Origin of the sequence: Halorussus sp. MSC15.2 (assembly GCF_010747475.1) — an archaeon.
Classification (GTDB): domain Archaea; phylum Halobacteriota; class Halobacteria; order Halobacteriales; family Haladaptataceae; genus Halorussus.
The window spans coordinates 249,299-262,460 of the sequence record NZ_VSLZ01000001.1 but is presented as its reverse complement, the minus strand read 5'-3'; the positions used below and the strand labels follow the sequence as shown (position 1 = coordinate 262,460).

The 13,162-nt window shown below is 66.0% G+C and carries 15 protein-coding genes; 3 read left to right on the top strand and 12 right to left on the bottom strand.

Annotated features, from left to right (window positions below):
• The first annotated feature begins 132 nt into the window (after positions 1-132).
• Complete coding sequence (serS, locus tag FXF75_RS01385) at positions 133-1,488, top strand: serine--tRNA ligase (protein WP_163519779.1); 1,356 nt, start codon at positions 133-135, stop codon at positions 1,486-1,488.
• Here serS and FXF75_RS01380 read toward each other — a convergent pair.
• The 3 genes from FXF75_RS01380 to FXF75_RS01370 all read right to left on the bottom strand — a co-directional run bounded on the left by FXF75_RS01380 (position 1,485) and on the right by FXF75_RS01370 (position 2,619).
• Positions 1,485-1,898, bottom strand: a complete 414-nt coding sequence (locus FXF75_RS01380; protein ID WP_163519778.1) for an EamA family transporter — start codon at positions 1,896-1,898, stop codon at positions 1,485-1,487. The two genes, serS and FXF75_RS01380, sit on opposite strands and share 4 nt — an antisense overlap.
• Positions 1,899-1,994: 96 nt before the next feature.
• Complete coding sequence (locus FXF75_RS01375) at positions 1,995-2,168, bottom strand: hypothetical protein (RefSeq protein ID WP_163519777.1); 174 nt, start codon at positions 2,166-2,168, stop codon at positions 1,995-1,997.
• A 97-nt stretch (positions 2,169-2,265) separates the two neighbouring features.
• The gene (locus FXF75_RS01370; protein ID WP_163519776.1) at positions 2,266-2,619 is read right to left on the bottom strand and encodes a nuclear transport factor 2 family protein; all 354 of its coding nucleotides are present in this window, start codon (positions 2,617-2,619) and stop codon (positions 2,266-2,268) included.
• A gap of 99 nt (positions 2,620-2,718) precedes the next feature.
• Here FXF75_RS01370 and FXF75_RS01365 point away from each other — a divergent pair, with 99 nt between their 5' ends.
• On the top strand, positions 2,719-3,801 hold the full coding sequence (locus FXF75_RS01365; protein WP_163519775.1) for a DNA primase large subunit PriL: 1,083 nt from the start codon (positions 2,719-2,721) through the stop codon (positions 3,799-3,801).
• A 207-nt stretch (positions 3,802-4,008) separates the two neighbouring features.
• On the opposite strand, the gene FXF75_RS01360 is transcribed toward FXF75_RS01365, so the two are convergent.
• The gene (locus FXF75_RS01360; RefSeq protein ID WP_163519774.1) at positions 4,009-4,212 is read right to left on the bottom strand and encodes a transporter; all 204 of its coding nucleotides are present in this window, start codon (positions 4,210-4,212) and stop codon (positions 4,009-4,011) included.
• A gap of 450 nt (positions 4,213-4,662) precedes the next feature.
• Between FXF75_RS01360 and FXF75_RS01355 the strand changes: the two genes are divergently transcribed.
• Complete coding sequence (locus FXF75_RS01355; RefSeq protein ID WP_309221734.1) at positions 4,663-5,289, top strand: SWIM zinc finger family protein; 627 nt, start codon at positions 4,663-4,665, stop codon at positions 5,287-5,289.
• 379 nt (positions 5,290-5,668) lie between these two features.
• Here the strand turns inward: FXF75_RS01355 and hjc are convergent, their stop codons facing one another.
• The 8 genes from hjc to FXF75_RS01315 form a co-directional block, all read right to left on the bottom strand.
• Positions 5,669-6,163: a Holliday junction resolvase Hjc gene (gene hjc / locus FXF75_RS01350; RefSeq protein ID WP_163519772.1), complete on the bottom strand. Its 495-nt coding sequence runs from the start codon at positions 6,161-6,163 to the stop codon at positions 5,669-5,671.
• 125 nt (positions 6,164-6,288) lie between these two features.
• Positions 6,289-6,681 (bottom strand): RidA family protein, encoded by a 393-nt coding sequence (locus FXF75_RS01345; RefSeq protein WP_163521043.1) that lies wholly within the window; start codon positions 6,679-6,681, stop codon positions 6,289-6,291.
• 54 nt (positions 6,682-6,735) lie between these two features.
• A complete protein-coding gene (locus FXF75_RS01340) occupies positions 6,736-7,677 on the bottom strand; it encodes an alpha/beta fold hydrolase (protein ID WP_163519771.1) in 942 nt (313 codons plus the stop codon).
• A gap of 204 nt (positions 7,678-7,881) precedes the next feature.
• On the bottom strand, positions 7,882-8,193 hold the full coding sequence (locus FXF75_RS01335) for a HalOD1 output domain-containing protein (protein ID WP_163519770.1): 312 nt from the start codon (positions 8,191-8,193) through the stop codon (positions 7,882-7,884).
• Positions 8,194-8,266: 73 nt separating this feature from the next.
• Positions 8,267-8,923 (bottom strand): helix-turn-helix domain-containing protein, encoded by a 657-nt coding sequence (locus FXF75_RS01330; protein ID WP_163519769.1) that lies wholly within the window; start codon positions 8,921-8,923, stop codon positions 8,267-8,269.
• A 118-nt stretch (positions 8,924-9,041) separates the two neighbouring features.
• Positions 9,042-10,325: an adenosylhomocysteinase gene (locus FXF75_RS01325; protein ID WP_163519768.1), complete on the bottom strand. Its 1,284-nt coding sequence runs from the start codon at positions 10,323-10,325 to the stop codon at positions 9,042-9,044.
• A gap of 245 nt (positions 10,326-10,570) precedes the next feature.
• Positions 10,571-11,572 (bottom strand): collagen-like protein, encoded by a 1,002-nt coding sequence (locus tag FXF75_RS01320; protein ID WP_163519767.1) that lies wholly within the window; start codon positions 11,570-11,572, stop codon positions 10,571-10,573.
• A gap of 261 nt (positions 11,573-11,833) precedes the next feature.
• Entirely contained in the window at positions 11,834-13,132 is a 1,299-nt protein-coding gene (locus FXF75_RS01315) for an amidohydrolase (RefSeq protein ID WP_163519766.1), read from the bottom strand.
• Between the last annotated feature and the right edge of the window lie 30 nt (positions 13,133-13,162).

Genomic DNA, 13,162 nt, shown 5'->3' with positions numbered 1-13,162 from the left:
ATTTTCTCGGTCGCGTATCACTTTATCTTGCTTGACCGAGGACAGGCGTTGCCTGACCCCGTCCACGCCCTGCCAACCACTGCCCCACGAACGATACGGTTTTTTGCCGGGAGCGGGATTTGGAGAGTAGGAATGCTAGACCGGAACTACATTCGGGACAACCCCGAGGAGGTCCGCGAGGGACTCCGCGTTCGCGGGGCCGACGAGGACCTCGACGCGATACTGGAGAAAGACGAGGAGTGGCGCGACCTGAAGGCCCGCGGCGACGACCTGCGCCACGAGCGCAATCAGGTCAGCGACGAAATCGGCGAGTTGAAACAGGCCGGGAAGCACGACGAGGCCGACGAGGCCATAGAGCGGAGCCAAGAACTCAAGGCCGAAATCGAGGAAGTCGAAGAGCGCGCCGCCGAACTGGAGGAAGAGCTAGAGGAGGCGCTCCTGCGCGTCCCGCAGGTCCCCCACGAGAGCGTCCCCGAGGGCGACGACGAGGACGACAACGTCGAGACGCGCCGCGAGGGCTTCGACGACCTCCGGGACCTGCCCGACGAGGTGACGCCCCACTACGACCTCGGCGAGGAGTTGGACATCATCGACGAGGCGCGGGCCGCCAAGACGACCGGCAGCGGCTACTACTTCCTCAAAGGAGAGGGGAGCCAACTCGAACACGCCCTGATGCAGTTCATGATGGACGTCCACCGCGAGCAGGGGTATCAAGACGTCTTCCCGCCCATCCCGGTGAACAGCGAGTCGATGACCGGGACGGGCCAGCTCCCGAAGTTCGACGAGGACGCCTACAAAATCGAGGACGAGGACCTCTGGCTCTGCCCGACCGCGGAGGTTCCGGTCACGAACATGTACGCCGACGACATCCTCCTGAAGGACGACCTCCCGCTGAAGCATCAGGCCTACACGCCCAACTTCCGGCGCGAGGCGGGCGAACACGGCACCGAGACCCGCGGTATCGTCCGCGTCCACCAGTTCAACAAGGTCGAGATGGTCAACTTCGTGGAACCCGACGAGAGCTACGACCGACTCCACGAGCTGCTGGACGAGGCCGAGGAGGTCCTCCGACGCCTCGGCCTGCCGTACCGGGTCCTCGAACTCTGCACGGGCGACCTCGGCTTCAAGGCCGCCAAGCAGATAGACCTCGAAGTCTGGGCACCCGGCGACGACATGGAGGACGGTCCCGAACGGGGCGGCCGCTGGCTGGAGGTCTCGACGGCATCGAACTTCGAGGCCTTTCAGGCCCGACGCGCCGGTCTGCGCTACCGGCCCGAGCGCCACGAATCGACCGAGTACCTCCACACGCTCAACGCCTCGGGTCTCGCCCTGCCGCGCGTGATGGTCGCCGTCCTCGAATACTACCAGAACGACGACGGCACCGTGACGGTTCCCGAGGCCCTCCGGCCGTACATGGGCGACAAAGAGGTCATCGAGGGCCACGAACCGGTCGGCGAGAGCGCGCTCGGTGCGGGCGAGAAGGACTAACTCGTCGTCAGGTACACGCCGACGGCCGCCAGCACGATTCCGGCGGCCTTCCTCGCGGTCAGCGGGTCGTTCAGAAACACGACGCCGAGTAGCGAACTGCCGACGAGGAACATCCCGAAGATGGGGACGACGGTGCTGACCGGTCCTGCTCCCAGGGCCTGATAGTACGCGATGATGCCGACGCTCAGGAATATCCCTGCCGCGTACATGTAAATCGCGTTCTCGCCCGCGAGGTACGGGACGACCGACTCGTTCCGGTAGGCGATGACGACGGCCGCCGACACCGCGAGCATGCTGTTGGCCACCAGCGCGACGACCGTACTCGGAATCTGGTTGGTCGCCAGACTCGCCAGCGGTGTGAAGACGGAGTAACCGACGAGCGCGACGACCGCCCACGCGACGTAGTTCATGGCAGCCATTGGGAACTGCCACACGTATCGGTTGGGATTCCGGAGCGCCTCACGTCCGGCGATGCGTAAGCGACAGCGACGGACCGACGGCCGCCGTCACTCCGCGAGCGATACGACGTCGCTACTCCCGCACTCCGGACACGTCTCGGTGTCGGCGAAGAACCGTTCGCCGCAGTCTCGACACTCGTGGCTCGCTTCCTCGTCGGCCGCGGCCTCCGACGCCTGCTTGAACTCCTCGACTTTGTTGCCGAGGTCTCTGAAGAGACCCATCGTGTGTATACGTGGGAGAACAGCGGCATAAGTCTTGGTAGCGGAGCGAACGGGGAACGGGGCAGAGGACCGTCCCGAGTGGGAGGAGAACCGGCGACTACTGGGTGTAGGTCCGGATGCGGGAGATTCGGGGAGTCCGGTCCTCCTCTGCGGCTTCGACCTCGAAGACGTCCACGAACGCGAACATCGGAGCGCCGTCGGCGTCGCGCAGGCGGCCCCGGACCGCGACGTCCCCGCCGTCCGCCTCGACGTACACCGCTTCGACCTCGTGAGCGGTCTCCTCGTTCGGACGCCCCTCTCGCATGAACGCCACGAGCGTCTCGCGACCCTCGATGGTCCGGTCGGGTCGCTCGTGGACCACGTCGGGCGCGAGGAGGTCGGCGAAGCGGTCGTAGTCGCCCGCGTCGATGGCGTCGTAGTAGGCCCGTGCGGTTTCGGTCGCCTCGGTCATGGGACCACCGACGGCGGTCGGACGTATCAATCCCATCGGATTTCGCGCGTTTCCATCGGATTCGTCGCGTTTATCGGGGTCGGCCGAAATGGGGGGAGTATGGACCCGCTTCACGCCCGGTACCCGTTTCTCGCGGCGGCCCGCGAGAGCGTGCGGGAGGCCGACATCGGTCTCGTCGCCATCGTGACCGGCGACGAGCGCCACCCCGCGGTCGAGCGCGGCGTCGAGCGGGTGCGCCGTGCGCTCATCGACGGGACGGTCAGACCCGACGCCGAGGACGGGCGGCGATGGAACCCGCGGGCGGAACTGCTCTCGTACCCCGTGGCGCGCGTGCTGGTGTCGCTCGTGGACGCGCCGGGCGCGGTCGAGAAGTACGCCAGCGCCGAGGCCGGCACGGCCTACGAGCGGTTCACCGACGACTTCCGGAACCCCGACGACGGCCTGAAGAGTACGGCCGACAAGGCGATTTCGCTCGACGCGCTCCTCGCGGAGTTCGACCTCTCGGGCGACGTGGCGGAGACGCCGGAGGGCGACGGCTACCGAATCGCGGTCGGCAAGTACCTCACGCTGTCGTCGAATCTCGACGGTGAGTCGTGGACGCTCGCCGCCCGGCAGTTGGCCGACGGGACGGTCAAAATCACGGAGACGGAACTCCACGAACTCCTCCGGGAGGCGGTCCGCCAACGGGTCGCGGCGGGCCTGCCGACCGCCGTCCCCGACGAGATTCGGGAGGGACTGACCGACGAGGTAGCCCGACTGGAGGACACCTTCTCGGAGGTCGATATCTCCCCCGACATCGACGTTCTCGCCCCCGAGTGCTTCCCGCCGTGCGTCGCGTCGCTGATGGAGCGAGCGCAGGCGGGCGAGAACCTCTCGGACCACGCGGAGTTCGCGCTGGTGTCGTTCCTGACGAGCGCCAACGCCGACACCGACGAACTGCTGGCGCTCTGCGGCGTGGACAGCGACACGGCGGCGACGGCGGTCCGCTACCGGGCCGACCGCGTCGGCGACGAGTCGGGCGCGCAGTACGCGCCGCCGTCCTGCGAGACGATGCAGGCCTACGAGGAGTGCCCGGTCGTCGACGAGGAGGACCCGACCGCGGACGCCCGATGCGACTCGATTTCTCACCCGCTGAGCTACTACGAGGACGCGCTGGCCGACGCAGAGAGTGTTAGCGAGTAATCGGAGTCAGGAACCGCTCTCGTCCCGAATAGCGGTCCGTCTCCCCGCGAAACGATTCCAGAAACAGCGACGCGTTGGCGCGATGCTGGAGAGGTCGGGTCGGCCGCGGAGTAGTTAGCGTGCGTCGCTCGTAACGTATCAGAGAGACCCGCCGAAGACGAGACGACCGGCGTGCGGTCGGGGGAGATGCGCCCGAGAGCACGGCGGTCAGTACTGCTGTGCCATCCAGTAGCCGACGCCGGTCATCAGCAGTACGAAGACGACGATGACGCCGACGACCGCCAACGCACCCGTTTGCGTGAGACTGCCGTCCCCGTACGTCGTGCCGACCCACATCAGCGACCCGACGAACAGGCCGACGGACACCACGCCGACGAGTATCTCGCGGCGCGTCTCTTGGTCGATTTCCATGCCGAGGGCTTCCGAGGGTACCGGCAAAAGGGCTTCGGAACGGCCCCCAGTCTGGTATGTTCCACCGCGAGCGGGGCGCGTCAGACCGCGGTCGCGCGAGGTCAGATACGGGGGTTCCGACTTCCACCGAAGACCGGGTTTTCGACCCGCGACAACGATGGTCGAAGCGGAGACTCGACACCGCCATTTATTCGCGCCCCTATCCATCGAACGTATCTGTTATCGGGCCATTACCGCCCGCGAGACGCGCTTCTAGCTATTCCGACAGATGCAAGACTTAGGGGTGTCCAGCCCCTACCTATTCGTACGCGGAATCGACCGCAGGCACGACGATTGGGGGTGGAGACGCCGATACCGTAGACTGCCGGTCACCGCAACACACAGGGGAAGCCTATGGCAAACACAACAGCTTCCGAACGAACGCGCGCATCGCTCCCTCCGGCGAGCCGCGTGACCGACATCCGGTCACAGCGCGCTCGCATGGAGCGGATGGCAGTCACGCCGCTCGGCGGCGGCGTCTACGAAGTCGAGAGCCAGAGCGGGAACACGTACTCCGTGGACCTGCCCGGCGGACGGTGTACCTGCCCGGACCACAACTTCCGGGGCGTCCGGTGCAAGCACCTCCGGCGAGTCGCCATGGAGGTCAACGAGGGTCTCGTCGCACCGCCCGGCCAGAAGGCCGTGACGTGCGCCAGTTGCGGCGATGAGACCTTCGTGGACGAGACCAGCGACGGACCGCACTTCTGCGAGGAGTGCGAACTCGAACCCGGCGAGACCGTGGTGGACCGCGAGACGGGCGACCTGCTCGTCGTGGTCCGGACGACCGCCCGCCGGGCCGACCAAGTCAGGATTACCGACCGCGACTGCACGGTCGCGGACTACCACAACAACGAGGCGTACCGCACAGACGACGTGGTGGTCGAGGCGATGTACCCGGTACCAGCGGGACTCGGCTCCGACGACATGAAACCCCACCACCTGCGTCGGTACTCGTTCCCGCGAGGCCGACTCGCCCGCCGAGGGGAAGTCACGGACGACGACCAGTCGGAACTCGCAGACTTCGAGACGGACGAGTGACCGACCCCGTATTTTGATGGTAAAGAGCGGCGGGTCCGGCCCTCCGTCGGTCCTGTCCCGTCGCGGCCCGCCGCCGGTGAGTCGAGGCGCTCGGAATCGCCGAATGTCAGACCGCGTAGTCCGGTCGCTGTGCGCCGGTGACGTAGCCCGCGAGCGACGCGACGCTACGAACCGGGACACCGATTCGGTCAGTCGCGAGTCACTGTCACCGACATCGTCAAAATAGTCACAACAACAAATATATTTTTCCATATGTTTTCTCGCTACGGACAGAAGTCGGAGTAGGAAACGAGTCGAAGGGAGAGTCGAAAGGACGAGTCGTAGACAGGTCGAGAGGCCGAAGGGAAAGGAGGGAGTGAAGGAAGGAGACGGGAGAGCTTTATTCGAGCATCGACGCCGCTTCGTCGGGCGACAGCACGCCCTGTTCCACTGCGTGTAGCACGTCCCTGATGTCGTGACCGTCGTCGTCTTCGTCGTCCGCGTCGGTCGCTCTGAGCGCGTCCATCGGGTCGCCGTCTTCGAGGGCGGTCTCCTTCTTCACGCGGTAGTTGCCGCCGTCTGTCTGGTAGACGTCCGCCGGGTGGAAGAAGTACCAGTCCTCGCGGTCGAACCGCACGCCGATTTTGGGTTTCGCGCCGAAGTTCTGGCTGAAGTAGACGAGGGCTTCGACCTCCTCGCCGGTGAGATAGATGGGGTCGCCCGAACTCGACTTGGCTTCGACGGCGTAGAAGACGTCGCCGTCGCCCGCGAGCACGTCCGGGAGTTCGCGTTCGGTGGCGCTCCCGCTGGCGGGCGCGCGCATGACCGCGAACCCGGCCTCGTCGAGTCGGTTGACGAGTTCGCGCTCGCGGCGGTCGCCCTTAGCGTTCGACATCGCGGCCACCCCACGAGTCCGGTTCCGGTAGACCCCGTACGTCGGTCATATCCGGAAGTCGTCTCTTCCCCGTGTTAAGTCCCCCGCAAGCGCGGCGGAACTGAAACGGGTGGCGTCGAGGACGGTCACTCTTCGGCGAGACGGGCGACAGCCTCGACTTCGACCACCATCTCGGGGTCGATGAGGCGCTCGACCTGTACCATACTGGTGGCGGGGCGAACGTCGCCGAACACCTCACCGTGCGCTCGGCCGATAGCCTCCCAATCGTCGATGTCGGTGACGAACAGCCGGGTTCTCACCACGTCTTCGACGCTCGCTCCGGCCGCTTCCAGCGCCATCTCGACGTTCGAGAGTGCCTGCTTCGTCTGGGCGTAGGGGTCTGTCTCGCCGACGATATTCCCGTCGTCGTCGGTCGCAGTGGTTCCGGACACCTCGACGACCCGCCCGACGCGAACCGCCCGAGAGTAGCCGACCGCCGATTCCCACTCGGTTCCGCTTGCGACGTTCTGTCGGTCCACGTCCGGGGTGAGAACAGGAGACGCCTTCAAATCCCCGTCGTCGGCTCTTCGATACTACGCCTCGGAGAGGAACTCGACCACCGCTTCGGTCGCGTCGTCGTCCGGTTCGAGCCACGGCATGTGGCCGTGGTCGTTCAGCGTCACGAAGTCGGCGTTCGCCATCGTGCTGGCAACCGGGCGACCGACCGACGGCGACCAGAAGTAGTCCTCGGTCCCCCAGACGAACCGCGTCGGCGTCTCGATTCCCGAGACCGCTTCGCGCAGGTCGAACTGGGGTCGCATCCCCCGCATCGTCCCGAGGGTCTCCATCAGCGAGCGCAGACTCTCGCGCTGGCCCGGCAGGTCCTCGGCGACGAGTCCGGGTTCGAAGTAGGCGTCGGGGAGCGCGGAATCGTCCTCGACGTTTATCCGACGGTAGGCGTCCCGAGCGTCCGCGACCGACTCCGCCTCGATGAAGTCGAACAGCCAGTCACCGACCAAGGGAAGGTCGAGGACTCGGAACAGGGGCGGAATCGACCGCGAGAGTCCGGCGGGCGCGCCGACGAGACAGAGGCGGCGCACGCGCTCGGGGTAATCTACGGCCAGCGCGAGCGACTGGAACCCGCCGAGCGAGTTGCCCACCACCGCCGTCTCCTCGATTCCGAGCGCGTCGAGCAGGTCGGCGAGGTACTCGACGCCGAATTGCCGGAAACCGGTCTCGCGGTAGTCCACCGCGGTCGAGAGACCGCGACCCGGTCGGTCGGGTGCGTAGACGGTGAAGTGGTCCGTCAGGGCGTCGAACATCGGAACCCACGTGGCCCCGTTAGTGCTGAGTCCGTGGAGGAGGAGCAGGGGCGGCCCCTCGCCCGCGGTCAGGTAGTGGACTTTACTGGCGGGGTCGGAAAGCGTGGCGTACTGAGATTCGACGTCCACGTCGTAGTGGTCGCAGACATCCGCGAGCGCTTCGACGTAGGGTTTCGCCTCATCGCTCGGGTCGGCGGCGTGGTGGAGAGACATGTTCCGGGATTAGACAGGTCGGCGGAAAGAGTTTGTCCTGCGTCCGTAGAGACCCCAGACGGCGTCCGCTACGGGAGTTCACCGCTTTTTCGGGGCCGTGAATTGGCGGATACGCCGAACAGGCGGGTTGCCACGACAGGGACGCCGGCGTCGGAGGACGTCTCCGAGACTGCCGATGCGGTCACGGTGTCCAGACCCGCCCCGTCAGTGCTCTGTGACGGTCAGGCGACGAGCACCCGTGACCGTGACCCGGAAACCACAGTACTCGAACGTGACGGACTCGATTCCGCCGCTTTCACCCGCTGACGGAGTGAGAAGCGAGTCGAGGGCCTCAGGGTCGAGGGTTTCGTACAGCGGGTCGAGCGGGTCGTCAGCGGCGGCGTCTCGCACGACGCTTCGCCCGGACGCGGTGGCGACGGCGTCGACGACTGCGCTGCTGACGGACTCGGTCTGTGGTATCTGGCTCCTGTACACTGTCGGGTCGGCCGAACCGGACGTCTGGTCCACTTTCGCCATCAATAATCAACGAAACGTTGGTGACGTAGGGTTGAATCTCCGCGTCTTTAGCCACTCAATGCTTTATCAGTGGTCAGCGTTCGATGGTGTTGCGCAGGAGGTTCTCTTGACCCCGCCGGAGTCGGGTCGACAGGGCCTGCACAGATATCCCCAGTTCGTCCGCGACCTCTTCCAGAGTCGTCTCGCGAGGAACGGCGAAGTACCCCATCTCCAGTGACTTCTGGAGCGCGGTCCGCTGGGCGTCGGTGAGACCGTAGCGGCCGTCCACGCCCCCGTCGCCGGCGAGGTCCGATTCGCTGTAGAGGTTCTTCAGTCGGAAGTCGACGCCCCGTTCGCTACACTCGTCGCGGTAGGTGACCAACGCCTCCCGACTCGGTACCCGCGACCGCAGGGAGAACCCGTCGTCGGTCACTCGCACGTCGAACACCGCGAAGTCGAGTCGTCTGGCCGTCTCGAACGTCGCCGCCTCCTCACCGGTTTCCGAGAGAGTCACCCGGTACAGACACCGGCTTCCCTGTTCGGTGAGCGCCTCCACCTCGGCTATCGTCGGGTCGGCGGTCAGCGCCGTCTCGAACGCCTCGACGGAGTCCACGTCCGTCCAGAACAGGTACTGACTCGACCCGTCCGGCGAGACGTATACGTCCTCGACGTAGAGAGTCACGTCCGACACCGCCGACAGCGCGTCGCGGAAGATGGGAGACTCAATCTCGTATTCGGCGATGACGCTCATGGCGGACGGTTCGGTCCGAGCGACCTTCGACCTTGCTACCGGATTGCAAACGACGACCGGCGGTGACCTCGCGGAAAGTGACCGATTTTAGCAACCGGGGCGACCCCGCTCCGAGGCGCTACGTCCCGTGCTGCCAGCTACCCATGTACTCCTCTTGCTCGGGCGTCAGGTCGTCGTACTCGACGCCCTCGGCGTCCAGTTTGATTTCCGCAATCTCCCGGTCCAGTTCGTCGGGGACTTCGTGGACACCGGCGTCGTACTGGTCGCCGTTCTCGACCAGTTCGCGGACCGACGCGGCCTGCACGCCGAAGCTCTGGTCCATGACCTCGACCGGGTGGCCCAGCGCGATGGGACTGGCGAGGTTGACGAGGCGACCCTCCGCGAGGACGTTGAGGCGGCGACCGTCGTCCATCTCGTACTCGCGGACGCCGTCGCGGGCCTCGCGCTGGTTCACGGCGAGGTCCGAGAGGTCGTCGAGGTTGACCTCCACGTCGAAGTGGCCCGCGTTGGCCAGCAGGACGCCGTCGTCCATCTTCTCGAAGTGGTCTCGCGTAATCACGTCGCGGTTGCCCGTGGTGGTGAGGAACACGTCGCCGATTTCGGCGGCCTCGGCCATCGGCATCACGTCGTAGCCCTCCATGTGGGCTTCGAGCGCGCGCCGGGGTTCGACCTCGGTCACGATGACGTTGGCGTTCTGTCCGGACGCCTTCTTGGCGACGCCGCGGCCGCAGTCGCCGTAGCCCGCGACGACGACGTTCTTGCCCGCCCACGAGAGGTTCGTGGTCATGGCGATGTTCGCCAGCGAGGACTCGCCCGTGCCGTGGACGTTGTCGAACAGGCGCTTCATCGGCGTGTCGTTCACGGCGAAGACGGGGTACTTGAGTTCGCCGTCGGCGTCCATCGCGCGCAGGCGGTGGACGCCCGTGGTTGTCTCCTCGCACCCGCCGACGATGGAGTCGATGAGTTCGGGGTAGTCCTCGTGGATGGCCGCGACGAGGTCCATCCCGTCGTCCACGGTGATGGTCGGTTCGTGGGAGATGACCGCCTCGATGGCCTCGTAGTACTCCTCGTCGTCCACCTCGCGCTTCGCGTAGGAGGTGATGTTGGGGTGTTCGTCGAGCGCGGCGCTCACGTCGTCGTGGGTCGAGAGGGGGTTACAGCCGGTGATAGCGACGTCCGCGCCGCCTTCGGCGAGGGTCTCGACCAGCACGGCGGTCTTGGCTTCGACGTGCATCGCCATCCCGATTCGGTGGCCCTCGAAGGGCTGGTTCGCCTCGAAGTCGGCCTGCATCGCGGTCAGAATCGGCATGTGCTCTCGCGCCCAGTCCATCTTGCGATGGCCGTCGGTGCGAGCAGATTCGAGGTCGTCCACCTGCTCGCTAATGGATGGATAGTCTGCCATACCCGAGCAAAGGGGAACCGCGCCCAAAACGCTACCGAAGGCTGACGCCACTGGTCGGAGACAGTCGGTCGTTCCTCGGCGCATCGCATCGAGGAGACGGCCGCGGCGCTGTTGCTGGGGCACGCGGACGACCTGCCTGTAGACGAACCTGTGAGCGTCTGCTCGCCGAGCGACGTGCCAAAGAAAGAACGGATAGTCAGCCAGAATCGGGAACCGAAGGGGCGACTTCGGCAGAACGGAACTACTTATCGACCGTTGCCTTTGGCCTTCCCGTTACCGTTGCCGTTACTACCACCATCGTTTCCGGCATCGCCGCTACCGTTGCCTTTCTGGTCGTCGCCGTCCTCGTCGTTACCGGCGTTCTCGGGCGGACCCTGCGAACTGCCTTCGTCAGTCTCGTTCTCCGCGGTGGTGTTGTCAGACGGACCGGCGTGGTCGGGCTTGCCCGCGTCGTCGGGTTTCTTCTCGGAGGCGTTGCCCGGGTTGTTCTCGGTCACGAACTCCGAGACGGCCTGTCCGATGGGACCGCCGTCGTCGCCCGCGTTCAGCATCTCGTGGACGAACGACGACACGAGGTTACCGAAGGACTGCTCGCCCTCGCTCGCGGTGAGCGTGGCCGTTGTCGTTCCGGTCGCGTTGTCCTTCGTCGCGGTGACCTCCACGGTCACGTTCTCCGACGGTGCCGGGAGCGAGACGGTACCGCTCGCGTCGGTGGTGTAGTCGCCAGCGCCCGCGTACGTAGTGTTATCGTCGGTAACGCCGACGGTCACGGACGCGCCTTCGACTGCCGAACCGTTGTGCGTCACAGACACCGTCGCGCCGTCGTCAGTCTCCGAGACGCTGACGCCGAGCGAACCTTCGAGCGGTTCCTCGGTGGCGTCGGCGACCAGCGTCGCGGAGGTCGCGCCGGTCGCGCCGTTCTTCTCCGCGGCGACCTCGACGGTCACGTTCTCTGCGGGTGCCGACAGTTCGACGGTCCCGTTCTCGTCGGTCACGTACTCGCCAGCGCCCGCGTACGTGACGTTGTCGTCAGTGACGCTGACGTTCACGGAGGCGTTCGTGACTGCCGAACCGTTGTGCGTCACCGTGACGGTCGCGCTATAGTCGTCGGCCTGGTCTACCGTGACCGAGAGCGAATCGTTCGCTGTCACTTCGGCCGCTGCACTTCCCATACCCGCGGTCGCCACGCCCGACAGGAGCAGGACTCCCGCGAGGACGACCGACAGGGTTCGTTTTTTCGAGGTCATTCCACTCGGTGATAGAGGAAATGAGAGATTAAACCCCGTCTGCCGTCCATTTGGTTTTCGTGGTTCAATTTACCAGAATTAAAGACCCATATCTCGTTAGACGGTTCAAAAGCTGCTTTAACCGTTCAACTGAAATCTTCAACCTCGCGTTTCGACGCCCGAATCGGAGGGCGAAACCGGACTGTCTAACCGGAGACACTATCGAGCGGGACTCGGAGAGAGGGTCACCGGAACGCGACCGGTCGGAATCGGGCTACGGCGTCACTCCGCACGTTCGACGGCGGCCGCGGCGCGCTCTTCGGCGCGCTGGCGGACCGCCTCGGCGTCTAGGGTCAGCACCTCGCCGTCGCGCATCAGCACCGCGCCGTCGCAGACGGTGTGGCGCACGTCGGACCCGCGGGCCGCGTAGACGAGGTGGCTCACGAGGTCGTGTCGGGGAGTCAGGTGCGCGGCGTCGAGGTCCACGACGGCGATGTCGGCGTTCGCGCCCGCCTCGATGCGACCGCTGTCGAAGCCGAGCGCGGACGCGCTCCCTTCCGTCGCCATCTGGACGACGCTCTCGGCGGGGACGGCACTGGCGTCGTTCGCCGCGAGTTTGCCGACCATGGCGGCGTCCCGCATCTCGTCGAACACGTCGAGGTCGTTGTTCGACGCCGCGCCGTCGGTGCCGAGACCGACCGTCACGCCCGCGTCGAGGAGGTCCTGCACCGGGGCCATCCCGCTTGCGAGTTTCATGTTCGACGCCGGGCAGTGGACGACGCTCGCCCCGGTCTCCGCGAGCAGGTCGATTTCGGCCGCGTCGAGGTGGACGCCGTGGGCCACGAAGTCCGACTCGTCGGTCATGTCGAGGTCGCGGGCGTATTCGAGGGGACGCTGGCCCTCCTCCTCGACGATGGGTTCGACCTCGTCGGTGGTCTCGTTGGCGTGGTAGTGGAGTGGAATGTCCTCTTCGCGGGCCTCTGGGACGTACTCCCGGAGGTACTCTTCGCCGACGGTCGTCAAGCTATGGGGCATGAACGCCGTCTTGACCCGGCCGTCGGCAGCGCCGTCGAACTCCCGGGCGGTGGCGAGGCTCTGTTCGCAGTCCTCGCGCGCGCCGTCCTCGTCCTTGCCGAGGGTGACGACGCCGTAGCCGAGGCGGGCGCGCAGACCGGCATCCTCGACGGCATCCACGACCTCCTCCTCGTGGAAGTACATGTCCGCGAACGCGGTGGTTCCGGACCGAATCATCTCCAGCAGGCCGAGTTCGGTTCCGGCCCGCACGTCCTCGGGAGTCAGTTCGCCCTCGACCGGCCAGATGTCCTCCCGAAGCCACGCGTCGAGTTCCTTGTCGTCGGCGTACCCCCGCAGGAGCGTCATGGCGACGTGGGTGTGGGCGTTGACCAGTCCCGGCATTACCAGTCCGTCCTCGGCGTCTAACGTCTCGTCGCCCTCGGGCACGTCCTCGGGGTCGCCGACCGCGACGATGTCGCCGGACTCGGAATCGACCAGTACGTCGGCGCGCTCGACGGTCGCGTCGGGACGGAGGACCCGCCCGCCCGCGATTCGCAGTCTCGTCATGGAGGAGCGTTCTCGGGCACGGCGTGTCAA